This window comes from Paenibacillus sp. JNUCC 35 (assembly GCF_058269095.1).
In genome coordinates, this window is record NZ_CM177771.1 from 3,101,924 (window position 1) to 3,125,713 (window position 23,790).

23 protein-coding genes and 2 pseudogenes are annotated in these 23,790 nt (G+C 43.3%); 11 read left to right on the plus strand and 14 right to left on the minus strand.

Annotated elements, in window-relative coordinates; genetic code table 11:
• The first annotated feature begins 239 nt into the window (after positions 1-239).
• The 10 genes and pseudogenes from AC2TF6_RS14135 to AC2TF6_RS14180 all read left to right on the plus strand — a co-directional run bounded on the left by AC2TF6_RS14135 (position 240) and on the right by AC2TF6_RS14180 (position 8,253).
• Positions 240-1,082 (plus strand): hypothetical protein, encoded by an 843-nt coding sequence (locus AC2TF6_RS14135; RefSeq protein ID WP_491311557.1) that lies wholly within the window; start codon positions 240-242, stop codon positions 1,080-1,082.
• A 289-nt stretch (positions 1,083-1,371) separates the two neighbouring features.
• Positions 1,372-1,752 (plus strand): Imm1 family immunity protein, encoded by a 381-nt coding sequence (locus AC2TF6_RS14140; protein WP_491311558.1) that lies wholly within the window; start codon positions 1,372-1,374, stop codon positions 1,750-1,752.
• Positions 1,753-2,470: 718 nt separating this feature from the next.
• Entirely contained in the window at positions 2,471-3,478 is a 1,008-nt protein-coding gene (locus AC2TF6_RS14145; RefSeq protein ID WP_491311559.1) for a hypothetical protein, read from the plus strand.
• A 211-nt stretch (positions 3,479-3,689) separates the two neighbouring features.
• Positions 3,690-4,250, plus strand: coding sequence for a ParA family protein (locus tag AC2TF6_RS14150; RefSeq protein WP_491311560.1), 561 nt, complete (start codon positions 3,690-3,692; stop codon positions 4,248-4,250).
• An 8-nt stretch (positions 4,251-4,258) separates the two neighbouring features.
• Complete coding sequence (locus AC2TF6_RS14155; protein WP_491311561.1) at positions 4,259-4,651, plus strand: hypothetical protein; 393 nt, start codon at positions 4,259-4,261, stop codon at positions 4,649-4,651.
• Between the two features lie 322 nt (positions 4,652-4,973).
• Positions 4,974-5,090: pseudogene (locus AC2TF6_RS14160) on the plus strand (pyridoxamine 5'-phosphate oxidase family protein); the annotation flags it as partial.
• Positions 5,091-5,417: 327 nt separating this feature from the next.
• Complete coding sequence (locus AC2TF6_RS14165; RefSeq protein WP_491311562.1) at positions 5,418-5,654, plus strand: hypothetical protein; 237 nt, start codon at positions 5,418-5,420, stop codon at positions 5,652-5,654.
• A gap of 66 nt (positions 5,655-5,720) precedes the next feature.
• On the plus strand, positions 5,721-6,044 hold the full coding sequence (gene imm9, locus AC2TF6_RS14170; protein ID WP_491311563.1) for an Imm9 family immunity protein: 324 nt from the start codon (positions 5,721-5,723) through the stop codon (positions 6,042-6,044).
• A 12-nt stretch (positions 6,045-6,056) separates the two neighbouring features.
• Positions 6,057-7,421: an SMI1/KNR4 family protein gene (locus AC2TF6_RS14175; RefSeq protein ID WP_491311564.1), complete on the plus strand. Its 1,365-nt coding sequence runs from the start codon at positions 6,057-6,059 to the stop codon at positions 7,419-7,421.
• A 10-nt stretch (positions 7,422-7,431) separates the two neighbouring features.
• Positions 7,432-8,253 carry an ankyrin repeat domain-containing protein gene (locus AC2TF6_RS14180; RefSeq protein WP_491311565.1) on the plus strand — a complete coding sequence of 274 codons (822 nt, stop codon included), beginning with the start codon at positions 7,432-7,434 and terminating at the stop codon, positions 8,251-8,253.
• A 142-nt stretch (positions 8,254-8,395) separates the two neighbouring features.
• Here AC2TF6_RS14180 and AC2TF6_RS14185 read toward each other — a convergent pair.
• From AC2TF6_RS14185 to AC2TF6_RS14235, 11 genes and pseudogenes are all read right to left on the minus strand, one after another.
• Positions 8,396-8,607, minus strand: a pseudogene (locus AC2TF6_RS14185) (hypothetical protein); the annotation flags it as partial.
• A gap of 121 nt (positions 8,608-8,728) precedes the next feature.
• Complete coding sequence (locus AC2TF6_RS14190) at positions 8,729-9,247, minus strand: hypothetical protein (RefSeq protein ID WP_491311566.1); 519 nt, start codon at positions 9,245-9,247, stop codon at positions 8,729-8,731.
• 713 nt (positions 9,248-9,960) lie between these two features.
• Positions 9,961-10,707, minus strand: coding sequence for a hypothetical protein (locus tag AC2TF6_RS14195; RefSeq protein WP_491311567.1), 747 nt, complete (start codon positions 10,705-10,707; stop codon positions 9,961-9,963).
• 884 nt (positions 10,708-11,591) lie between these two features.
• Positions 11,592-12,095 (minus strand): GNAT family N-acetyltransferase, encoded by a 504-nt coding sequence (locus tag AC2TF6_RS14200; protein ID WP_491311568.1) that lies wholly within the window; start codon positions 12,093-12,095, stop codon positions 11,592-11,594.
• Positions 12,096-12,203: 108 nt separating this feature from the next.
• Positions 12,204-12,698, minus strand: coding sequence for a MarR family winged helix-turn-helix transcriptional regulator (locus AC2TF6_RS14205; RefSeq protein ID WP_491311569.1), 495 nt, complete (start codon positions 12,696-12,698; stop codon positions 12,204-12,206).
• A gap of 306 nt (positions 12,699-13,004) precedes the next feature.
• Positions 13,005-13,322, minus strand: coding sequence for a hypothetical protein (locus AC2TF6_RS14210; protein WP_491311570.1), 318 nt, complete (start codon positions 13,320-13,322; stop codon positions 13,005-13,007).
• A 257-nt stretch (positions 13,323-13,579) separates the two neighbouring features.
• Positions 13,580-14,587 (minus strand): redoxin domain-containing protein, encoded by a 1,008-nt coding sequence (locus tag AC2TF6_RS14215; RefSeq protein WP_491311571.1) that lies wholly within the window; start codon positions 14,585-14,587, stop codon positions 13,580-13,582.
• 116 nt (positions 14,588-14,703) lie between these two features.
• Positions 14,704-15,588 (minus strand): GNAT family N-acetyltransferase, encoded by an 885-nt coding sequence (locus tag AC2TF6_RS14220; RefSeq protein WP_491311572.1) that lies wholly within the window; start codon positions 15,586-15,588, stop codon positions 14,704-14,706.
• Positions 15,589-16,499: 911 nt separating this feature from the next.
• Positions 16,500-16,898 carry a cytidine deaminase family protein gene (locus AC2TF6_RS14225; protein ID WP_491311573.1) on the minus strand — a complete coding sequence of 133 codons (399 nt, stop codon included), beginning with the start codon at positions 16,896-16,898 and terminating at the stop codon, positions 16,500-16,502.
• Between the two features lie 30 nt (positions 16,899-16,928).
• The gene (locus AC2TF6_RS14230) at positions 16,929-18,392 is read right to left on the minus strand and encodes an alpha/beta hydrolase family protein (protein WP_491311658.1); all 1,464 of its coding nucleotides are present in this window, start codon (positions 18,390-18,392) and stop codon (positions 16,929-16,931) included.
• Between the two features lie 51 nt (positions 18,393-18,443).
• Entirely contained in the window at positions 18,444-20,495 is a 2,052-nt protein-coding gene (locus AC2TF6_RS14235) for a serine hydrolase domain-containing protein (protein WP_491311574.1), read from the minus strand.
• 230 nt (positions 20,496-20,725) lie between these two features.
• Between AC2TF6_RS14235 and AC2TF6_RS14240 the strand changes: the two genes are divergently transcribed.
• Positions 20,726-21,358 carry a TetR/AcrR family transcriptional regulator gene (locus AC2TF6_RS14240; RefSeq protein ID WP_491311575.1) on the plus strand — a complete coding sequence of 211 codons (633 nt, stop codon included), beginning with the start codon at positions 20,726-20,728 and terminating at the stop codon, positions 21,356-21,358.
• Positions 21,359-21,541: 183 nt separating this feature from the next.
• Here the strand turns inward: AC2TF6_RS14240 and AC2TF6_RS14245 are convergent, their stop codons facing one another.
• The 3 genes from AC2TF6_RS14245 to AC2TF6_RS14255 all read right to left on the minus strand — a co-directional run bounded on the left by AC2TF6_RS14245 (position 21,542) and on the right by AC2TF6_RS14255 (position 23,678).
• On the minus strand, positions 21,542-22,084 hold the full coding sequence (locus AC2TF6_RS14245) for an NADPH-dependent FMN reductase (RefSeq protein WP_491311576.1): 543 nt from the start codon (positions 22,082-22,084) through the stop codon (positions 21,542-21,544).
• Positions 22,085-22,647: 563 nt separating this feature from the next.
• On the minus strand, positions 22,648-22,962 hold the full coding sequence (gene trxA, locus AC2TF6_RS14250; RefSeq protein ID WP_491311577.1) for a thioredoxin: 315 nt from the start codon (positions 22,960-22,962) through the stop codon (positions 22,648-22,650).
• Between the two features lie 155 nt (positions 22,963-23,117).
• On the minus strand, positions 23,118-23,678 hold the full coding sequence (locus AC2TF6_RS14255) for a TetR/AcrR family transcriptional regulator (protein WP_491311578.1): 561 nt from the start codon (positions 23,676-23,678) through the stop codon (positions 23,118-23,120).
• Positions 23,679-23,790: the final 112 nt, after the last annotated feature.

Below are 23,790 nucleotides of genomic sequence, written 5' to 3' on the forward strand. Positions count from 1 at the left end.
CAAGCAATAGGCTGCCGCGGCGGTCTATTCAACAAATATGGAAGAAAATCAAGTCTCTAGAAAAGGGATGGATGGGCATGTTACTCCTACTCATTATCACATATCTGAAAGGGCGTCCGTTGTTATGAAGCGTATAAAGGAGATAGAGGCGCTGGATGTTGGGCACTGATTCCAGTGTTTTTTATGTGATACAATAAGTAGAAAGGGTAGAAGTTGGCAATTAGGAACGGAGGGAAAGCTTGCTTAAGTGGAATAGCGATGTATGGGGAAAGCTGACAGGACCGTACAGTTCTGCAGAAAACGTATCTGTGTTATTGCAGCAGCTAATGCGGCAATATAGTCAGGAGATTTTTGATGAAATCTTTCAAGAGTACTTGTACCATCAAAATACGATATATACGGCTACATATGCAGCGATGCCGTTTTTGGCACAAATAGCATGTTCTACATCTGATGCTGAAGTGCGCAAAGAGCTGTTTGTAAATTGCGGTACAATCGAGGCAAGCCGTGATGGGCACGATGAGGAGCCATTTCCAGAATCTTGGGCTGAACTGGCTGAAGATGTAGGCAGCTCTGTCTGTACTGAATTGTATCGTGAATATTTAGAGGCCATTGGGAAACTCAAGGCGCTTACAAAGGAAGTATTCACCTATACAGCCCGTCATTCCATCGATGAGACGGAGAAACGTTTTATTCTTGTTGCGGATGCCGCTTATCGAGGTTCGTATATGCTTGCCGATATGTTGATGACTTTTATTAACGGTGATGAGTATGTGGCCGTGTGTCCGGCCTGCGAAAATGATGTATTCATCTGGCCTCATGAAGATAATTCTGTAGAAATCGAAATACTTCAAGCCTATGAACAAGATCCCGTCTTTCACACGGATCAGGAATCCCATGTGATCGTCCCGGTCACGTCATTTGCGGATGAAGAGATACGAACATTAGCGGAGCGGGCGGAAGCGATCGGGGAGCAAACATTGGTTAGGCATCTGTATTATTTAGCGGGGGAAACATTATGTCCATCCTGCCGTGAGAAAATTTCCGTATGGCCGTCTTTACTTAGCACATTTTCAAAGTAGAGCGCAAGTTAAGGAGACGGCGAAAAAAGAATATTGTTTATGTTAACCAATTGGATTTCTAGGAGCTGTCACGCCGCGACAAGCTCCTTCTTATTTTTCGCCGATAGCCCCGTTGAGGTGAACCTTATCATAAGTAGAGATCAAAATCAATTTGGGAGTCGCCCGCCGTCCTACCCGCGCCAACTGATGCGGGTGGTGGTGCAGGTTTATCGGTCGATTAGATTAATTGGGGGAACAGTGCGATAAGTGAGCGAATCCCTTTTTATGTTACTGAAAGTAGGTCTTTCAAATGTATGCTAATGATTTTAACGAAGAAATTGTAGTAAATACAGAATCGCAGGTAGCTGAGTTTATTCGAAATCGTCCAGCATTTAATGCCAATCAGTTTATTTTTACCTTTGAAGAAAGTGGTATCTCTCAATTATGTGCTTTTGTTCGGGATGATTATTGTGTGTTGTATTTTTTAGATTCTGAACAAAAGAGAACTTTTGCTTCTCACGGTGACGACAATATTAGGGACGAAACGATTACCTTTTACGAAAATGTTCACGGCACAGAAGTAGTTTTAGCAAGTACAATGGTTATTACAGTCAAACAAATGAATGATGCGTGCACAGAATTTTTCAAGACGAAAACTCGTCCAACATGTATTAAATGGATCGAATTGTAGTTTGTTAGTATATCGCTTTGACGTTGTAGGATGGGAGGGCCGGTCCCATTCAGTATCCTTAACCGCGGGAAAGATAGCTTTCGGGCTGTGCCTTTACGTCAAGCCACCGAACGGCAACGTGACAGTATCTGCTCCACTCTCAATGAGTTACTCACATAATTTGCGGCAGCACCAAGCTCTATGGGGAGTTTGATGCTGCCGCTTTTATTTTCACAAATCCGAAAGGGAAAGCCACTTTGTAGGTACGCCACGATCATCCTATATTTTGGGTGCGAGCGATCTTTACCTAAGCAAAAATAAATGATGGTATCATTTTGGCGATAATCCATGCGGCGGGATAATGATACTTCCATCTAGCCACAGTTATCGCAATGGGGGCGGCTTGCAGTAATCCTGGAAGAGGCGTCAGCCTATGAGGACGGTTAACCGCCGTTCGCTGGATGAATTTATTTAATTGTTCGATACATATCCGTATTGATTGACATCTTAAATTTATGACGTTCATGGTGGACATCCAAGATTTAGAAATAAAGTGTTCTACCACAAAATCGAAGTTTCGGTCGTTTTGAGATTGGAGTCGATAGAGTAGACAAGATTTTGCTGCCGAGTTCGTTAAAGATGTTTGTTTTGGTTTTATCAATTGAGTTATCATAGGACATGTACACTGACTGCAAAATTAACGTAATATCAAATAAATACAAAAAAAGGGGAGACAATCGTGATAAAGGATCGAGCGACTTGGAATAAACAGACAAGTGAATGTAAGGAGCAGTTGTTGCGCGAGTTGAATGCACGTCTGCCTGCGTGCTTCACGTTTCTGAAAATGGAACGCTTCGAGCGGTTCGGCCTTGGGCTGGAAACGGGTATCTTTATGTATGAAGGCTGCGAGTTCGTATATGTGCCTGGTGACCGGGTCACACTCGGCTGGGGGCATTGGGCAGTCGGACCGGATGAAGAGACGAAAGGAGAGCTCGAGAGCGGCCTGGAGGATTTGAACGGAGAGCCTGCGGAGTTGGAGCATGTGCTACGACAGCAAATGTCGCCTGTGCGAGAGGCTGACATCGGCCCGTTGTTGATTGAGCGCCAAACCCGCCCTGTCGCCTGGTATGAGGTGGAACTAGCTGACTTGGATCCGGCAGAAGACGGCGATGTGCTGGAGGCGATCGAACGCGTCAAGACCTCGAATTACGGCTCCTATGAGCAGCATCAGTCTTTTCGATTGGACAAAGAGGACGGGCGTATCCGCATCTGGTTGTTTGCTGACAGTCCCAGCCAGCAGGCGTGGGCGAAAGATGAACTGCCCGATGGCTTCGATGTGTTAACAGAAGATGAATGGGAATATGTGTACGGCGGAGGTTGTCGAACGTTATTTCCTTGGGGCGACAGCTTTGACTATCGCATGAAGGTTAGGTACTTCGGAGAACTGGATCGGGAGCAGAAAGAGCAGGGCGAACCGGTAGTGAGCGATAGACCTTTCGATCTGGAGAAGAGTGGCGGCATGGGGCTACAATTCCTTGGCGATCCGTACAAACAGGAGCTGACCGTATCGCCTGAAGGACTCGTGCGCGGCAAAGGCGGGGACGGTGGTACGCTTATCTGCGGCGGTATGGGCGTCACATGGGGCTATTTTCCTGTCGCTACCTATTATCGCGACCCCTATGAGGAAGAGTTGGAGTGGGAGGACCGTGCCGAATACTTGCATTATCGTCGCGTAGTTCATCTGTAATCAACCATGGAGATTGAAAAAGATGTAGCGAGATATGATTGTTCAAAATGATTCGATTTGAAGAAAATCGCTAAAGCATTCTCGTTTGTCCTCTCCATTCCTCTGCGAAACACGGAGAACTGCTTCTTGCTCAATTTTCAAGAAAGCCGATTGTCTGAGCCCTTTAATGTTCAGCGCAGTCGGCTTTTTTGCTTGAAGGGGGAAATGTTGGATGAGCAAAGTAATCGCCCTCGCCAATCAGAAAGGCGGCGTTGGCAAAACGACAACAGCATTCAACCTCGGCATTGGCTTGGACGCAGAAGGCAAGAAGGTTCTGCTTCTGGACGCGGATGTACAGGGCAACCTGACGGATTCGCTAGGCTTCCATGAACCAGACAGTCTATCCGTTTCACTGGCTACGATGCTGGTGAAAGGCATGACGGAGGAGCCATATGAACCGAAGGAAGGTATTCTGCATCATCATGAAGGTATCGACCTGATGCCGGGAAACATCGAATTATCGGCAGTTGAAGTGGCGCTCGTTAATACGATGAGCAGAGAATCGATTATGCGTTCGTACATCGACTATGTAAAAGAAGATTACGACTACATCCTGATCGACTGTATGCCGAGCTTGGGCATGATGACCATCAACGCATTGGCAGCGGCGAATAGCGTCATAATCCCGGTACAGGTCCAGCAGCTTCCGACATTCAGCCTTCGGGAGTTGTCTGAGCAGATCAAGGGCCTGTGTTCGGAGTGGTCGACCTTTCCGAAAGTACGAGGAGGATAAACCTGAGTATGCAATACACTGTTCCTACGGTACGAGCAAATGTGACGCTAATTACTGCGGCCAATGGTCCAAGAAACATCTCGCCCGGGACGTACCGTCCGCATATTGTCCTGGAGTCCGTCACGCAGCGCCTTGCGATTAGGGATGGCCGCGCGGCGCTGGCGGAGTCATACGCTGGCGTTGCTTTCGTTAATGGTCCCGAACGGCTTTGTCCGGGTGAGTCCGCAGAAGTCGAATTGGCTCTGATGTACTACCCGAACCCGATCTACGATGGAGTGAAGAGCGGCGCAACCTTCACTGTGCGAGAGGGGCCGAACATTGTCGGCTATGGAACGGTGCTCTCTGAGCTGTCGTGGATCAAATGGGATATTGCTGGGCAAGGCAAGGAGAGGAAAAAGTAGATGATTTCAGATAAAATACGAGAATTCTTAAAAGCGGAATCAGAATTCATAGATAATTTACAGCGTATTTAAAAAGAGGGGAGACTTGACAGCTTATCATAAGAAGATTTGGACTGCCTTCCCGCCCTCGTAAATATTCCGTTGAATTTGTTCTCAATTTTTGTTGTCGGGGATTCCACAGTCAATACCCAGCCCGAAAATCGGTGGAAGTATGGACTGCTCCATTTATATAATTCTGGACGTTTCACTTCATTCCAATCACTGATAAACTTACATAATACTTCAACACGAGGAGTAAAAATGGACAAGGGTACGTTACAAAATAAGAGAAGTGTTGGACAAGGACAAAATTGAGGAATTTCTTCGACAAGCTCGAATCGGACACCTTGGCATGGTCGACGGCCATTTGCCGTATGTGGTTCCGCCTAATTTTGTTTGGATTCAAAGATTCGGAATTTGGAAAAGGATTTTTTTCGAGTTACAGCGGGAGAATTTTTTGGCTCGGAACGATTTTGTTCAATTTTGGGAAATCACCAAACGGACATTCAATTCATAGAAGCGACAGCGCTGTATGCGGATAAGAGCATAGTTAATGGTAGATATTTTCTGATCCATCCTGGAAAGAGGGTGAATGCGATCGATTGTATCCGCTCGTCATACTCTGGAAAAAATCTAGTCCTTTCTGAGATTTCTTCAGGAAAACCAAGAAGATTGATTAAGGTGGTAAGGGAGACGTTCCCAGATAGCAGTATAAGCTTTCAGCTACATGACAGCGGAACGGAGAATCGTTCCGATCGAAGAGCTTTGCACAGAGGTCGGCTGCAACAGTCTGGAAACCGAACGAGCGATCGTGGCAAGATGCCACGAAATTGGTCTTCATGAGGGCAACGTCATCTGCTATTATGGGAATGCGACCTTCACCGAAACCGATCCTGACTATCGGTACAACGATATGGTTTTTATCGGCACATTCGATGATCCGCGTAAACGTAAAACTCGATAGGTGGGATAGTGGGAAGGAAAGAAGCTTGAAGATGGAGTTGCATCAGGAGAGATCAGGTCATTTAGCATGTCGAACTCTACAGATTTGCGGGAACAGCATACCTATGCGAAACGCGTCACTACGTATCCGTCGGACAATGAGAAGGAGTGGTCACTGGGTATCCCCGTACCTGATTTGAAACAGGCGTCGTATGGATTGGGAGAAAAACATTTTATACGCATCAGCAATGACCGACGTGGTGCCTTCCACGATCCGCTTGATGCACGGTTCGCTGACTACACCGATCTTCAAACCTGTCTGACTACGAATGTTCTACGCGCACTGAACGCTGCGCTTGTACGTGGCGTGACCGTGGCGGGTAAGCGCTTCAAGCTTGAAAAGTTGAAATAAGGAAGTGGCGAAATGTCAAAAGAACTGTTGGACAAGCTGCAAAGCTGGTATGACGATGATCAGCATGACAAAATTGTTGAAGCGATCAAGCAACTACCTGAATCGGAGCGGGACTACGAATTGGTGGGTCATTATGGCCGAGCGCTTAACAACTTGGGGCGCTACACGGAAGCGTTGCAACAGCTGCTGTCGGTAGAACAGCAAGGAAGACAGGATGCAACGTGGAACTGGCGCATCGGCTATTCTTATTTCTACATGCATCAATGGGAAAAGGCGCTGTCCGCATTCGAGCAGTTCGATCGTCTGGAGCCTGACGATGCAGATGTGGATAAGTACATAGAGGCTTGCCACGATATTATGGTGAGACAAGCTGTGGCGATCAGGGAGATTACTCGTGTGCCTTTTCGCGAGCGCGACTTCAGTCAGTTCTGGGAGATGAGCGATTATGCGGACAAGAGTTATGTAGAGGCGCCGCCTACTGCCGAGATGATTGCTTCTATAGAAGAGGAGCTTGGGTACAAGCTTCCGGCAGATTATATTTGGCTGATGCAGCAGCAGAATGGCGGCGTACCAGTCAATACTTGTTTTCCGACTGCCGTCTCGACCTCCTGGGCGGAGGATCATGTAGCCATTACGGGCATTATGGGGATCGGGCGCGAGAAAGCTTATAGTCTGGGCGGCAGTTTGGGCAGCAATTTTATGCAGGAAGAATGGGGCTATCCGGACATTGGGGTTGTCCTGTGCGATTGCCCGTCGGCAGGGCATGATGTCATTATGCTGGATTATCGCGCATGCGGCCGGGACGGCGAGCCTGCAGTTGTACATGTGGATCAAGAGGCTGGTTATTGGGTTACCTTCCTTGCGCCTAACTTTGCGACTTTTATCGCAGGACTGGTCAATGAGGAAGCATTCGACACCTCGGAGCAGGACAAGCTCGATGATTTGGACAAGGTGGAGTATGCGCAATTCTCATCTTTATTGCAATCTTTATGCGAGAAAGCCGACGGAATAGATCGGATTGAAGCGGTCATTCGCAATATTTGCACCCAGATCGTAGAGGACAAAGGCTATTTTGCTTTTCATGCGGACGAGTTGTCCATGCTGATGTATGATATCCAGTTCTGGTTGTACGCCGGGGCAAACCCGGGAGTGACGCGAGCGCAGTATTTGGCGGAGTACGAAAAGATGATCGCCTTTGCGCAAGGCTTCAGCACCGGAGGATACGCGCCAGATTTTGTTTCCAGTTGGCTGGATGAACGGATCAAGCAGGGAGATATCGTAAACAAGGGAGGCGTGTTGAGCTTTACGGCGGCTGCAACGGAGCGGTTAGTGGGTAAGCTGATAGCGATCGAATCTGGCTTGGGTGATGAAGGGTGAGTAACTACAGATGACAGAAACCAAAAATAATGAAACATTGCATCATGCTTGTTATAACCAAAATGTGGATATGGTGCGGGAGTATGTAATTAACGCGAAAGCGAATAGTCTAAATAAAAAGCTAACTGATTATTCGAATCCGATAAATGGAACACCATTGCAAATAGCGTGTAGAGTAGGGAATCTGGATATAGTGAAGCTTTTAATCGAAGCAGGGGCAGATAAAGAAATTAAGGATGTCGGAAGACAATCGCCCTTATCAATTGCTATTAGTCACAATTACTTTGAAATAACTCGATATCTAATTGAAGCAGGGGCAGATGTCCATTCGAAAGGTCCGAACAATCTGCAACCGATACATTTTGCATGTGAACGTGGAAGTAAAAAAATGATTGAATTACTATTATCCCAAGGAATTGATATTAATCGACTTGATAGCCTCAAAAGCTCGTTACTTGACTTCACAACAAATCTGTGTGGAGGAAATCTGGAAGCGACAAAAACGCTTATCGAAAATGGAATCGATCAGAAATATTTTTCTACAGCGTTTAAATGGGCTTGCTGGAGAAATAATTTGAAAATAGCCGCATATTTGCTCGAGAATGGAGCGGATTATAAGAGTCAAACAACCCCGAAGTCAGAATTGTTGTTTTGGATTTGTGGGTTAGGATACAAAGAAATAGTAGAGTTGTTACTTGGAGTTGGTGTCGACTTTACTACACAGGTTAAATTTAAGGGCAAAATGCGGTCATATAGTGGTAGCCCATTGGAAAGAGCTATTGAAACAAAACAATGTGAAATTGTAGAGATAATTAATTCTTTTAAGAGATAGTCTGGGTATTCTTGAAGAATACTATGATATATCCAGAAAAATGTGGGGTGAGAACAATACAAACAACAAACAACTATGATTTACACGTGAATAGTTACTTTAAGTTCCGAATACGCTAAATTCCATACATCTACTTCACAAAATCCGTATTTTGTACATATGTATGCAGTCCGTGTGGGCCGTCAGTAACCATAATACTAGGTATGCCAAGACGTTCTACTCCTTTTAATCTCCAAAAATCTAAACCAGAACACATGCAGAATTTCGCTTTAGCAATTCTGTACGAGTTATTTTACTGGAAATTTCGTTTTTGACAAGAAAAATTTGTTGGAAATAAAATATCCCTCTTTCCATGAAGAAACAACTTAGAAGAAGGGATTGATTTACTTTGAAAATATAAATTTTTCTACAGTTTTTAAACTCTAGCTATAACTCAGATGCTTATTAGCAGTGCTATTCATGGAGTCTTTTTCTGTTACAAATTTTCCTGTTCTGATTTTGCTAGTCGCCATTCTCGAACAAAAATATCTGAACCTGTCATAAAAACATTATAAAATTGGTCTAAAAATTCTTCCGTCTCTTGAATAAATGGTTGTATAAATTCATAATCATTGACTTTATCATAATTAATTTTTATTGTATCTTTCTTCTTAATTGTTGATTCATCAAAGCTATTATACATTTGTGTCTTAAAATGTATAATTTTTTGCCCCGCAACTTCCTCAAGAAAGACAAATCCACCAATTGCAAAAGGTCTTCCACTTTCATGACAAGGATAACATTCGACCTCCGCTTCAACTCTCCATTGAGTGTCTTGTCCCCAAATATGTGCTTCAAGTAAACATACAATATTATTCATCACATCAGTGTAATTTCTGTCAGAAATAGCTTTTTCTATATCTCTGCAAATTGCTGGCATTTTTTTACGTAAAAGTTCATTCAACGAATTATATAAAATACTCTTTCTTACTTCTATTTTACTGTCTTGGTTCATTGTAATCTATCACCCCTAATTCTTCATTATAAATCATCGTATTTGAAGAATCTTTCATTTTTCTAAGCTTTTTTCTCCTGAATTATGGCAACCTTGACGAATGTCATTTGACATTCAGAATTTATTTAAAAATGTTGTGTTGAAGGCTCTGCCTTAAAGCTGCTACGTCGAGATTGGAAATTTATAATTAGCAAATTGAGTACACAAGGTTCTTTCAAATTTAGGATCTTTTTGCTCTATTTTACCTTCATCAAGAAGTTGCTTTGCTGAAGCCATTGTAGCTAAATCAAAATACTGGCCCCTAACATCCAACCTATTCTCGATAAAACTAAACATTGCAATAAGAGTATACTTCTTGCACATTTTCAGCTCGTATATTTAGATCTATTCTTGAATGTTCTACCATTCTCAACACATCCTTAGATAAACTTTTACTTATCTAACTATATTTCTATTTACACTAAATGGAATCCTTTAATGTACTCTAAAGTTCGCCGTCACTTATGGCAGTGTTCCCCCGATTAATCTAATCGCCCCAATCATCTGCTCCAGCAGATCACATGCATCAGTTGGTGCGGATAGGTCATGCGCCCGGACAACAAGAAGCGCGTCAGCAGCGTCGAGTTCGCCTTCAACGAGGAGACCGAGAAACATTTTTTAACTTAGCCCCTTCTATAAAACATCGCCTTGAATTTGAACTATAAATGTTACCTTTATTTAAGTTGCCACTGGATTTTGTCGACATCATAGTTGGTAACATCTATAGGTGTCGTTATGTCACGTTCGTCCGTCACGCTTCCATTTGGATTCCAGTGGAAATAGTAGTTTGCGAAATGACCATTATATGACTTTTTGCTCAAGTGTTGCTGTAGTTCATTAGTATTAAAAATCAGCCCTTTATAGGAATCCCCGTTTTCAACTAAGTATATATGATAATCAAATTGAGTAATATGCTGGTCATCTTCCTTATGCCACGAACAGCATTGTTTTTGCGGATTGTAGCTTGCATCATGATAGTCTCTAGATAAACCTACCTTTACTTTTACAATTCGTTTATCTGCCAGTTCTACTTCCATAGTGCTGTAACGTTTTTTAACAATTCTTGCTCCTTTGTTGTTCTTTTCAATGTTGTTCATTACGTAATCTACTGCCTTATTTCTGTTCGTACGCTTCTTTGTACCAGAATCATCTATGTCTTTAAACAAAAGCTGATCCTCCTCCTCATTTTTATGGTTAAATTCTTCTCTGTCGTCATCTTCGGTATTCCTCGATAGTCGGAGATCTTCTAATGTATTGTAAACGCGACTAACATCTTCAAAAGATGCCTCTGTGATAAAAAGCGTGGATGATACATCGTCTGTAGCTAAAAGTGTTCGGGCTACCAATTTGTCAATCTGTGAAGCACTATCATTTTTAGCATTCCAGTCCTTATATACACTCGCCAACTTCATTATTTGCATTTTCCTATCTCCCTTCAGGTCTTTAAAATGGGTTTCTTTTCTTGATATCATCATACACCACATAATTCAAATAAGCGACATAAGAATAATGACATTATCATAATTTTTATGTTGCTTATTTTAAGCACCCAATCTAGCTAACAAAAAACGCCCTGTCTACTGATTATCAGAATCAGCAAACAAAGGCGCAAGTTTAGATTAATCTTAACATCACTACATGTGTATACCGTTTACAGTGTCCACGCCATAATGGGGGCCACACTAAAATTTTCGCCGTCACTTATGGTAGGGTTCACCGTGAATAATCTTAAATTATCCGTTTTAGCGTATAAGAATACGTTCATCGGGAATGAGTTAAGTTCTTGTCAATTTCGGAAATGGGGCTCCCACCGCTGTTGAAGCTCTTGTTATTTGAATCATACTTAGCGGTAGTAACGCGAATATCAAAGAGGCGGGCGCTATGGATTTTCCACTCCATATCCATCCCCTCTTCTATTCTACTTTGTGCCACCTCTATAGCCTGTGCCCATTTCGCTGCCGCAGAACACATGCTCCCCTGCCTCAATAACTTATCAAATGACGAGTCACGTCTAAGTATTAGATATCCTGCCCTTCTACAAATTTAGCATAGTAATTGAGAATTAACTTCAATTACGGGAAACAATATATGTTCTTGTCCTATACGGTAAACGATATAAGTTCTTGTCACTGTCTTGTGACAAGAACTTATATCGTTAAAATAAAAAAAGCCGCTGCTACGCGACTTTTAAGCATATATGTTCTTGTCATCCGACAACTTCCATCGCTACTTTGGGCGGTATAAAAGATTGCATACAATTGATTTTTTTTTGTTTTAATGCACGCTTAGTAGCGTATTCGTTAGTTTAACGGCAGTTCAGACTCTCTCTTGGTTTAAGCAAATTATACCAGCTTACTCCACCATGTTGTGATTCCGATAAGCCATGGTTAACAAACCCGAATCTTTCGTAAAAAGAAATTAATTCATGTTTACATGTAAGTGTGATTCCTTCTCTTTCATTCTTTACTGCAAGCTCTTCCATTTTCTCAATTAAAATCTTAGCAATTCCTTGACTTCTAGCCTGTTTGGACACTGCCAGTCCTAAAATACTCTGATATCCTCCACGCTTCGGATTCTTGTTGATCTCCTTAAAAAGATCATCCGTTATATATGGCTGAGCAATTATCGGGCCATTAATGTAACCAAGGATTTCGCCGGCCTCCTCTGCCACAATAAACGTATCCGTGATTAACATAATTCTCTCTACAAATGCTTCCTTGGTAGCAGCCTCTTCCTTCGAAAAGCCATCGTTCTCAATGATTAACAGTTGTTCCAGATCTGCAGCTTTAACATTTCGTAAAGATATCATGATGTCTATGTCTCCATTTCCTATAAAAACAGCAATGTTTAACACCTAAACAATAAACAGTTTAGGACCTAAACATTAAAATGTCAAATGCCATCTTACGGGATTGGTTTAGTTCTTATTCGGGTAATCCAACAATTCCGTATACTTTTGCATAATTTCGTAAAAAACATTAATTTCTTCAGCAGAAAAAGTCTGACTTAATGTTTTATACGCCCAAGTGAGTTTATGAATATCGTAGTCTTTATGTGCTTTACTTAGAAGGATTCCTTTATCAGTAGCATACAAATGTACGTACTTAGCATTTCCAGAATCTTTTTTTCGAACAATCAACCCTCGCTTTTCGAGTTTGGTAACAATCTGTGATACAGCACCTTTTGTGCGATTCCACTCCAACGCTACCTCGGTAACCGTGATTCCCGGATTCTCTTCTATAACTGTTAGTGTATGCACCTCAACCATATTAATGATTTCCCCCGTGCCATAATCACGAGTTGTTTTTATATAATCGTAGTAATTCATAACAAAATTATAGATAATACTTGCCTTGGCATCTAATTCATGGTAATTGGAATTAGTTGGAGTGACATTTTCGTTAGCCTTCATCTCGCCTCACGACCTTTCGGAAATACAACAGTACATTACCCAGTATTGGTTTTTTTATTATATCATTATGCGGCCGTTGGAATGGAATGCAGTTCTAATCACAGCGAACCATAAGTTTAGTTTGAATCAAGAGAAAGTGCACGAAATTCAATCTAATGAAAACCGCGTAAAATGATATATGTTCTTGTCATTGGTTTTTGACAAGAACATATATCATTAAAACAAAAAAAGTCGCAACTACGCGACTTTTTAGCATATATGTTCTTGTCACCCGACATGAAAGCACGTAGTCCCTCCTCATTACATTTACCGATAAAAGTTACTTGAAAGACAAAATGATATTATTTCACTAACACATTTAGGTGTCACTTCTTGCTCATGAACATTTTCATTTAAATTATATAAACCAGGCTCAATATAACTACTTTTAATCACTTCTAACTTTGGAAATATACTTCCTTCTGTAACAAAATCAAGTCGGTATATTGCAAGAAAATCTTTGGTTGGCGAAATAATATGTAACGCTTTTGCAAAAATTTTATCATATGGGTCTTTACCGATATACCAATAAAATTCTTGGTTGTTTACTACAATCTTTCGCTTACGTTTTTCTAAAATCGCCAATTTCATCACCACAGTATATAAATTTTCTTCGCCTCACAAAATTACTGTTTGATCAAAGTTATTGCTTATTATACACCAACAAACTCTTCGGATCCAAGGAACTCCTGCTATTGCTCCGCAAGTGGATCCCCCTTTATGCTTATCTTTTTCCCTTATGCGAATATGTAGCCAAACGATGATATGCGGAAAGTGAATACTGTCTTTCTCGAGAATGAAAAAGAAACCCGGCATGTTCGCCAGGCTCTGAACGCTTACGGTTAAGGATTGTCATAATCCGCCATTTTGGCGGCTTTCTTCATGCTCTCGTAACTGATCGCGCCTAAGTGCCGCACTCGTATATTGCCAGAAGGATCTACGATAAACGTGGTCGGGTACGCAGTTACACCATACTCTTTCAAGATGTCGCCGCTCTTGTCCAAAACGATAGGAAAACTTAGTCCTTCGTTATCCACGAACCTCCCCACGATATCGGTACTTCTCTCCTGGCTCGTCGCGTTGACGGATAGAACAACGACGTCCTCGTCCGATTGGTCGCGATAAAGCTTTTCCATGTGGGGCATCTCAGCTTGGCAGACACGGCACCACGTAGCCCAGAAATTCATAACGACGGTTTTGCCACGGAAATCGGATAGTCGAACGGGGTTACCTTTTAAGTCCGTCAATTCGAAATCGGGGGCGAACTGACCGACGCGAATGCTTTTGCTGCCCGTCGAGTCGAGTATCGTAAATACGACCATCACAGCGATAACTGCGATTCCGAGCGACCGGAGTGCGATTTTGGGCGACGGGCTAAGTAGGAAAACCAGTAGTGTGGCCGCCACCACGAGTCCCGCGTAATGGACAGCGCCGACTGTATCGTCAAGCAGGACGAGTCCGAAGAAAGCAGCCGTCGCCATTCCCGCCCCCCAGGTCATTGCAACCGTTATCGCCTCTCGGCTACCAGTCCGGCGATAATTTCGCACAAATAAATAAGTTAGTGCAGCTAAGGACCCGAGCCAAACGCCTCTCAGCCCTCCGCTAAAGAAGACTAAGGAAAGTGGATGCCTGATGACGCCTTTGGGGTCGAACAGAAACAAGCTTGCCTTCCAGACAATCAACCATATGAAGACCGCATTCCAAGCCTCCGATACGCGCCGCTCCTTCTGAGGGCGGCCCCGCTCCCGGAAACGAACAGTCAGAACGCCGACGATGCCCGCAATCAAATAAATCAACAACTCGATATTCAGCACAAACGTACCGACCTGCAAATTCGGCAGCGTTATCACCCCCTTCGCACCTACTTTTGTGATCGGCGTCAATGATCAACTGAACGAATGATTCCAAACAATTCTATCACTTAAACAACTGTTTGAGAAAAAAAGAACGAGGAGTTTAGCTTACATTAACAATGTGAAGTTATTGGAAATTTAAAATTACCATTCAGTAATGGCGTATCTGATAAGACGAATAATGCATCGTCATCATCTGGCATAGTGATAACTTCCATTCCTTCGATTAAAGAAGCAGGAGTGAAATGGAGAACTACTTTCTTCGTTGATTCCAGAATAATATTTTCTAAAACTGCCTCGATATTTTGTTGATTTAATGAAATAACATCAAATACATGCAAAATTTCTTCCTCATGTTTCATTAGTACAATTGTTTCTAGATCTTCTATATAAAAAATAGTTTCAGAAAAAACTACTGTGAAATAGAACATCAACAACGCTTCATTATGCTTAACATCTAATGTCATTGAATTTATATAACGGTTTTTCGCGAAATTCTCAAGTAGAGCAAGATCTTCTTCAATGATAAGTTTTTTTAGTCTTGTATCCATTTTTCTCTTAATGGAGCTTTTTTTTAGAATTAAACTATATTCACTTTCATCAAGACGGATAAATCCATATTTCGGATAAAAGTCCAAAACAGATGCATTCGCAAATAGGTATATGAAATCGCAGGAGTCCTTATATAATTGCATAATATTCCACAGTAATTGCTTAGCTAGACCTTTACTACGATAATGATTATCTGTCATAACTGTTCCTATTTGAATGCCGTTATAGGTCTTACCATTAATAACTACTGATATTTTATAAATTGAAGCATTAGCGATAACTTTACCTTCATCAACAAACGAATATGGAATGTATTTATCATTCCAGTACCCTTTGTTATACCATCCCCGAAAATCTATTTCGAATGATTTTATAGCTAATTCATTGAAACTCTCTCTCAAATCTTTATTGTTACGATAGTCACTTACCAATTTATAATTTTCCATTAATAATCCATCCAGTTTAGATTTAATAACTTGATTTCCTATTTCATTTCTGACTACCCATACTCACCGACCTCCTGTGTTCAAAAGATTACCAAAAATAATCATGATCGGTGGTGTTGAATAGCCTGCAGATTCACCTCAGTAAAGTCGGAAAATGGATACTTTTTACGTTATGTCCATTATTGATCCGAAAGAAATTTATTGCAGCAAAATATATTCTTTTCATTCATAGATATATCATGTCTATGATATCCCTGAATCTATTATCATGTCAAGTTGAACTTTTTCATAAAAATCGACCACAATCTATCTGTTTATATTATTAGTCATCTTATTCTCCTTAAAGCAGGTACGCACTTTAGAGTGCGTACCTGCTTTGTTCTGTTTTGTATGGCGAAGGTGAGCGCCTCTTCCAGATCGTTCGCCTTTTTACAGTATGTAATCCGAATAAGGCTGGAACGGGCGGCGTATTTTTTAATCCGCCGCCCGGAAATCACTGTGACGGATATTGACTATCATTTTGTTACTGTTTCCCGCTACTCTCCTGTCCTTCGCTGATCCAGGTTGAGCCAAGCAGAAGGATAACACCGATGTTGCAAGGTCATCCTCTCCTCTACAATCCCGCCCAAAGCTCTAGTCCTCCGTCCTGTAATGAAGAAAAGATTGTCCTGGGTGCTGTCCGCTACGCTCGCTCTGTCAGTGTTTGCACCCGTTGGCGCCATGATGCCGGCGCTGCCCCTGCGGTTGCGGCATGCCAAGAAGGATTGGAGAAAATCCCGGCCGGGGAGGCTGTGATTTTCTCCAATCCTATGGGACGACCAGCGTCAGGTATGCGTTGATTGACAATGGAAATATAGCTCTATCCGGCTAGGCGGGCAAGAATGATACGCATACCGAAGCACATTAATTGTTCACCATTCTCTCCCTCGATTGGTTTTCCAGTCATAGGGCAAAATATCTTTCAATAAAACAAACGTGTCGTTTTCCACCTCGACAACCGCTTCTAAATTTTCTTTTGACAGCTGACTAATGAGCTCACGGCATCGGCCGCACGGCGGAACGGCATTCCCTTGCGGATCGGCGGCGACAAAGGCCTTTATTCGATATTCGCCCTGTTTCAACATTTCCGCCACTGCCGCATGTTCCGCGCAAAATCCCATGGAACAAGCGGTGTCTATGCTAATGCCTGTATAGACATTGCCGTCTACCGTTTCAATAGCCGCCCCCACGCTTCCGTAAGCTACGAAATCATTTAATTCTTTTGGTGAAGCCGCCGTAGCCGCTACTTTTTTCAATTCCTTGCTATTCATATGTGTATAACCTCCCCTGATTCGATGAAATTACGTGCCAAGAGCATTGTTCAATATCTGCAAAGGCTGTCTTTTCAGATAATGATTGAAGAAATCAAGTGTAAACTCGTTGACGAGCCGATGTGTATCGCGTGCGTTCACCCCCTGCATCCACTCTATAATTGGAGTGATCAAAAAGAAATCGGAGAAGCTCATATGAGACGTGTTGGGCAGCTTCAGCCAGTAATTCCCACCAGCCTTTACTGGCGCAAGCCGAGCATGCAACTCTTGTTCTTGCAACTCTTGATTGTATGGTTCAACTTTGACGCGGGTCATGTCCAAGTTGGGTTTCTGATCGTCACTTGCGGCGCTGGATCCCGCCAACTCGTCCTCCTCGTCCGCACTGATCATCAAGAACGGCTTGTTTATGCCTGCCGCCGGAATGCGGCGTTCACCGTATAAGGATCCATCCATATTGATGCCAGCCCGAACCCGCGGATCACTTAGCAGCATCTGAACCGTAGTCGCCCCGCCGAACGAGTGTCCGAACATGCCAAGCCGCTTCATGTCCATTCGTCCCGTAAATCGCTGATCCGGGTCGGCGGCAGCGAGTTGTTCAAGTTGATCCAGCACAAACCGCACATCGTTCACCCAAACCTCATTCGTCCTGTCCATTTTTACCAGTGGCTCTATCTCCGATTCTGGACTTTTCACCGAATCGAACAACGCAACCCGGCCATCCGGAAATATTGAAGCCATACTGTCGTAAGTATGATTGATTCCCGCCACAATGTAGCCATGGCTCACCAACTGCTCGACCTGGAACATGTTCTGGCCCTCGAATCCACGGAACCCGTGTGAAAAAATAATTGCCGGATACGCCGCTTCCGCGTCGGACAGCGCTGCATGTTCAACCGCATGCGTACGGGCTTGTCCAAGGCTTGTTAAAAACAACTGCGGCAGACCAGACTCCTGCTGAAATGCCTCGGTATACACTTCGGAATCGGACACATACGGCGCCCGGGTTCCCTTAGTGTCCTTGCTGGCCGGATACCAGATCCGCACGTTTAGTTCCCGCTTGGCCCCGGCTGTCGCCAAAGTGGACGTTTCTTCGCGGGTGTTGTCAATCCAGTGATAAGCGACCGTGCCAATCCCATATGGGCCTGCCGGTTCATCAAATGCAAACACCGGGAACAGCAACGGCGCAATAACGGTTACCGTCCCATAGAAAAAGGCGGATAACAACGCTGCAATTCTGCGTACGCCGCGCCTCTTAACGCCACCTTGATCGGCTCGGGCACATCTCCGATGATCCAGCATCAGCGCCAATAAAGGAGCCAGAGACAATGCATAAGCAGGGATTAAGGGCCAGCGCCATCCCTCAACCCATCCCTGTACAACGAGAAGAACTACCGAGACGGCCAGTCCTCCCCACAATAACTGTCGCGATTTTTGTTGCCCGACAACCAGCCACAGCAACATAACCACATTAAACGTCACCAGTACAACTTCCATGATTCTCACTTGATGATGACCTCCTCAAATAAGTCCGGAGAACAGTACAGATTATTTCATTGTTATTATAAATTCAGAGCCCGGCGCGCCGGCAAATACGATCGTTCCGTTCTTGGGCAAAGTCACTTTGTTGTTGTTGCCGCTGACGATGGTATGGTTGACGCAAAATCCTTCCTCATCATATACCGCGAAAGCAGCATTCGTTGGCAGCTTGACCGTCATCGTTTTGCCTGCTGCCGCTGCCGGGATAGTATACCATTTAGCATCCCTGTTCGCTGGCACCGTAGCCTTGGACTTATTTCCTGCATAGATCGGTTTCACGTTCGCCTCGCTTACAAGTGAGTGCCCGTTTACGTTCAAATATTCGATGCCGTCTTCCGTGTAGAACTGGGCTTCCGTCGTATCCCGGCCTGATATTCCTGGGATTTGGATCTGACTCGTCGCTGTGTTCGGACCTGTGATCTTTCTATCCTCCCAATAACCCGGCAGACCGTCGGCGAGGCTAATTTCGATTGCCGGATACTCAAAGAAATACATATCCGAGCTGAATTTCTGGTTCACGAGATAGAACTTAGTACCTTCCCGTTTTGCCCAAACTTCGGCGGTCTCCTTCGACAGCACGTTGTCTTCGAGCTTCTCGGCCGCATACTCTGACGTTGCTAGCTGCCCCAATCCCGGCAACGTCTCATAGGCTCGCTTCCACAAATACGTGCGTCCGTTTTTCTCGGTGACGAAGCTGATCTTGGAGGTTCCGTTCTCGTTGATAAAGCTTCCATCCGAAGTATATATATACTTCGTGTCCGGATCGTCTGGAAAGAACAGTTCTCCGTCCTTGGTGATCTCAATTCGGAACTGCGTTCCACTGCTGACGTAATAGCCCGCTCGCTTCAATACATCTTGGCTTATCTTGGCCTCAACCGGTTTGTCGAAAGATTTATCCGGCTTGATGTTCTTAATTTCGCCCTTTTCTTTGAGCGCTAGCAGCAGCAATTCGCTTGCCAGCAGTTGATTCATGCTACTGCTACCGTCGGATGATAACACGGCAGCGGCCATCTTTTTCTCAGGAAGCACGACGAGAGAAGCAGAATACTCAGAAATGTCCCCGCCCTTGGCTAAGCCCTTTATTCCGTAATCATTGAACGGGTATAGCTTCACACTGTCCCAGCCGAGACCGTAATTGTTGCTGTCATCCACATCTTCCGGCCAGATGCCTTTCTTGTATTCCTCTTGTTCCATTGCCCGTACCGACTTGTCGGAAAGGATACTCTTTGCCTGTCCCGTAAATATTTGCGAGAATCGTACCATGTCTTCTGCCGTGGAATTAATCCCCCCTTCGGCGATCACATTAACAAAAACATTCGGAAGCCGCCCTCGGTAATCCCTGACATAGAACCCGGCAAACTTGCTGCCTTTCAATTCATCCTGCGGTGTCTTAGTATGGTTCATCTGCAATGGTTCTGTGAAATATTGAGAGAGAAATGAGGTAAAGCTCATGCCGCTGACTCTTTCAACGAGAATCTCGGCAAGCGTAAAGCCGCTGTTGCAATACACTGAGAATGCTCCAGGGTCCGCCTTCAAGGTCTGGTCGGACAATGTTTGAAGTAAGGAATCATGGGCGTAGGTGTCGTTATCCTCGAACAAAGAATCGCTCGTAGATCCCGTACCTCGCAGACCAGAGGAGTGGTTCAACAGCATGCGCGGCGTTATGCGCTTATACCGTTCGTCTTTCATCTTGAAATCGGTTATATACTGAACGACGGGAATATCCAGATCGATTTTCCCTTGGTCTACTAATTTCATGACGGCCGCTGCCCCAAATACTTTGCTGACCGATCCGATACCGTACAATGTATCCTTGGTCAGCGGCTCATCATTCTTGCCGGTCTGGCCAGACACAGTGATTTTTCCATTGTCAATCAGCGCATACTGAACGCTATTCGTTTTAGTGGATTTGATAAGCAACGCAGCCTTTTCGGCAGCGGTTTTCCCCAAGCCTTGACTATCCTCCACCGCAGGGGTGACGCTGGAAGCCATTGCTCCGGTTGGTTCAATCATAGTTAACGCAAGTGTGGCGGATAGCACCCAAGAAAGATTTTTTTTCATGTAAAATTCCTCCGTAGTAGATTTATCTTCGCCTTGAAGATACGTGATGAAAAATCCTTTTCTTTTATCAAAAGCTAAACTTCATAATTAAAAACAGTCGGGTACACAAAACAAAAAAAACTAACCAATCGGTCAATAATATTCTACTAAAAACTAACCGAACGGTCAACATTTTGTGTTGTGTTATAATAAGCGAAGGAAATGTGACAACCATTTTAGGAGGAACGGAAATGATAGATGGTAGAGAAAAAAAGGGGAACAAAACAAAGGAAGCTTTATTAAACGCTACAATCACTTTAATAGCAGAAAATGGGTTAGAAGCATTAAGTGCCAACATCATAGCAAAGAAAGCAAATGTTAGTAAAGCAAGCGTGTTTCATCACTTTGGTTCCATGGAGACGATTCAACAAGAAGCTTTTATTTTTGCTGATGAGCTAATGAGTGAAGCGCTGGAACAAATTTATCAGGAAGCAAAGGAAACGGATTCTTTTGCGGATATTATGCTCAACTATTTTCTCTTCTTTGTTGAAGAAAAAAACAAGGATTACTTAAATTTAATTAATGTTCAGATTCAATTTCTAGTGAAGTCTTCATATGATACGGAGTTTGACGAGCTTATCTATGGTAAAGACAGCGAAAAAACACCGTTTGAATTCTTTGAGATTTTAGTGGGTGATTTTTATGGGGATACGTTAGACGCGAATGACTTGGAGTTAGTAAATGATTTAATAATTACTTCTATAAATGGATTCGCAACATTTTTAATCTCTAAGGCAGACACAGAATGGCTTGTTTCGTTATGGAAAGGCAATATTAAAATGATTGAAATCTATATCCAGTCATTAATCGAATCAAATTCATAATCCATGTCCATTTCGGCTAACGATATAAGTCGAGATTTCCGCAACTTCTTATTTGGTTGGCTCTGTTTTCGTTAAATGTTGATTTTCGACCAAAAGAAAACCACCCCCTGAAGAGGCGGTTTATCTAACCTAACGTTTTTCGTAGTTGGACAATTTTCATTTCATGGTTTGTATCATCTCGCCTTAATGACAAGCCTGCTCAAGTGTCTGGAGCACGGATAATAACTCCTGCTTTAGTTCTGGATCCGTTATAATACCTTCTTTATTTAGTTTCAAAGTGATGTGCGGTATTATCAATGTTCCTCTTTCTACAATCTCAGCATTAATCATTTTAAGTGTAAGCAGAAGTGAAGCATTAGCTTTATCACCGCCCATTGGAGATGGTGAGGCACTGATTACCGCTGTAGGTTTATTTATGAACTCGCCTGAAGATACGAGCCAATCCAAGGCGTTTTTTAACACACCAGGTACTCCATTCCCATATTCCGGTGTACATATAAGCACACCATCTGCCTCCTTAATATGTGTCCTTAATTCTCTGACCGGAACAGGTTCTTCGACAGCATCGATGTCTTGATTAAAATGCGGCAGGTCGCCCAACCCGCCATAGATGGTAAATTTAACGTTCTCCTTGGCTAATCCGATGATGGCATTCATTAGTCCTTTATTCGAAGAGTTTTGACGAAGACTTCCCGAAATAGCCAAGATTTTAATTTCTTTATCCATTTAACATCATCCCATTTCTTCTGTGATTAGCCTGATGCTGCCCAACATTCACCATCTACTGTACCGCCACTCCTGACAAGACAAGCAAGATCCTTTTTGATAGAATGACCTGATCGAGAAACAGGATTCGGCAACGACCGTGACCAGAACCGGAACGACGAATATCCGCCGCCACGATATCCAATTTGTTATGATCCCCGACAAAATGAATCCTAATATCGCTCCAAGAAATGGACCATGCCCCAGACTGCCATTGCCCCTGCCGAAATCCATCGGATATAGAAGCAGCGTGTGTAGCACGGCCATGAGGGCAGGGGTTATGTACTCCTAAACCTTGCAAGGACCGCATGCTGACTAGTACTTCGAAATTCGGGGCAAATCAGCAATGACGTAAGCCGTACCGAATATGACCAGGCTTGTTACCAGCATCTGACGTCCGCGGTAGCGGTCCCTAGGCCTCCCACCGAACAGCAGCAAAACGCTAAAAGGCATTCCGTAAGCGACCTGCACAAGAAACAAATTCGCCGCGAGAGAGGCTTTTACACTAACATACACCGCTCTTATTATCTTGTACTATTAACATTAGCCGAAACCCACCCCACCAATGCCTCTTGAGACATATAACCGATTTGTTTATCGACTGGCTTCCCATCCTTGAACAAAATCGTTGTCGGTAGGGACATCACGCCGTAGAATGATGCGGTTTCCGCGTTTTCATCCACGTTTATTTTTACAATCTTTACATCGTCCCGCCGAGTCGCATCAAAATCTTCGAGTACGGAGGCGAACATTCGGCAAGGCGAGCACCAGGTTGCCCAGAAGTTGACCAGCGTTAGCCCCTCGCTGCGCAAATCGTTATTAAATGTATGGTCTTCCATCTCACCCCTCCCGATTTAATAAAATACATAAAAGATATATATTATCTTTAATTCGGACAAGAACTACTAATCAAAGACTTTGTGTATCCATAATAGCAACTTAATTTTCATGCGTCAAGTTGCACGCATCCCGCTGTCAAGCAGCCTGCTCGCGATCATTCATCCATTTCTTCAAAATCAAAAATCGTTTCATTCACCAGTCTATGAAAATATTGATCCATCTGCGATAAGCTCACCCGATTCGGATTTTTATGCAGCCAGGCACTTAAAGCAACCATCACGGACACATGAAATTCTGCTAACAAGTCATGCGGGATGTCGATTGTATTGGAATGTTCGATGAACTTTAATGCATCTTTCTTTAAAAACCGCATGGAGTAAGTCGTCATGCAATCAAAGAAAAGTTCGTCACCGTGTTGCGCACGAACTAACTCATGGGACTCGGAGTCTTCAAAAAAATCATTGGACCAAAAAAAAGGCCTTAAAATTCTTTTTTCTAAGGGAATTTCCCAATATTGATCCATCAGTTGACTCAGCCCATACTCCAGCAATCTGAATTTGTCCTCGAAATGCTTATAAAACGTGGAACGATGAACCATTGCTTTTTCGCAAATTTGATCGACAGTAATTTTGGAAAACCCCATCTTTTCTGCTGTCATTAGATCAAAAAGGGCTTTCCATAACAATTGCATGGAGCGGCGTTTTCTTAAATCCATCCCATTGCCCTCTCTTTTCACTCAAATTCTCAGACATTTATTTGAATCTGTCTCCTAACTGTACAAAGTAGGTGTATTGCATATATTTTGCGGCTTGAATGATCATTATAAT

Coding starts and splice junctions, on each gene's coding strand:
- AC2TF6_RS14195 (WP_491311567.1), bottom strand. CDS start 10,707: ATGCAAATAATGAAGTTGGCGAGTGTATATAAGGACTGGAATGCTAAA.
- AC2TF6_RS14155 (WP_491311561.1), top strand. CDS start 4,259: ATGCAATACACTGTTCCTACGGTACGAGCAAATGTGACGCTAATTACT.
- AC2TF6_RS14190 (WP_491311566.1), bottom strand. CDS start 9,247: ATGAACCAAGACAGTAAAATAGAAGTAAGAAAGAGTATTTTATATAAT.
- AC2TF6_RS14235 (WP_491311574.1), bottom strand. CDS start 20,495: ATGAAAAAAAATCTTTCTTGGGTGCTATCCGCCACACTTGCGTTAACT.
- AC2TF6_RS14245 (WP_491311576.1), bottom strand. CDS start 22,084: ATGGATAAAGAAATTAAAATCTTGGCTATTTCGGGAAGTCTTCGTCAA.
- imm9 (WP_491311563.1), top strand. CDS start 5,721: ATGTCGAACTCTACAGATTTGCGGGAACAGCATACCTATGCGAAACGC.
- AC2TF6_RS14225 (WP_491311573.1), bottom strand. CDS start 16,898: ATGAATAGCAAGGAATTGAAAAAAGTAGCGGCTACGGCGGCTTCACCA.
- AC2TF6_RS14150 (WP_491311560.1), top strand. CDS start 3,690: ATGAGCAAAGTAATCGCCCTCGCCAATCAGAAAGGCGGCGTTGGCAAA.
- AC2TF6_RS14220 (WP_491311572.1), bottom strand. CDS start 15,588: ATGGAAAATTATAAATTGGTAAGTGACTATCGTAACAATAAAGATTTG.
- AC2TF6_RS14140 (WP_491311558.1), top strand. CDS start 1,372: ATGTATGCTAATGATTTTAACGAAGAAATTGTAGTAAATACAGAATCG.
- AC2TF6_RS14165 (WP_491311562.1), top strand. CDS start 5,418: ATGACAGCGGAACGGAGAATCGTTCCGATCGAAGAGCTTTGCACAGAG.
- AC2TF6_RS14175 (WP_491311564.1), top strand. CDS start 6,057: ATGTCAAAAGAACTGTTGGACAAGCTGCAAAGCTGGTATGACGATGAT.
- AC2TF6_RS14255 (WP_491311578.1), bottom strand. CDS start 23,678: ATGGATTTAAGAAAACGCCGCTCCATGCAATTGTTATGGAAAGCCCTT.
- AC2TF6_RS14205 (WP_491311569.1), bottom strand. CDS start 12,698: ATGAAGGCTAACGAAAATGTCACTCCAACTAATTCCAATTACCATGAA.
- AC2TF6_RS14240 (WP_491311575.1), top strand. CDS start 20,726: ATGATAGATGGTAGAGAAAAAAAGGGGAACAAAACAAAGGAAGCTTTA.
- trxA (WP_491311577.1), bottom strand. CDS start 22,962: ATGGAAGACCATACATTTAATAACGATTTGCGCAGCGAGGGGCTAACG.
- AC2TF6_RS14230 (WP_491311658.1), bottom strand. CDS start 18,392: ATGGAAGTTGTACTGGTGACGTTTAATGTGGTTATGTTGCTGTGGCTG.
- AC2TF6_RS14180 (WP_491311565.1), top strand. CDS start 7,432: ATGACAGAAACCAAAAATAATGAAACATTGCATCATGCTTGTTATAAC.
- AC2TF6_RS14200 (WP_491311568.1), bottom strand. CDS start 12,095: ATGATATCTTTACGAAATGTTAAAGCTGCAGATCTGGAACAACTGTTA.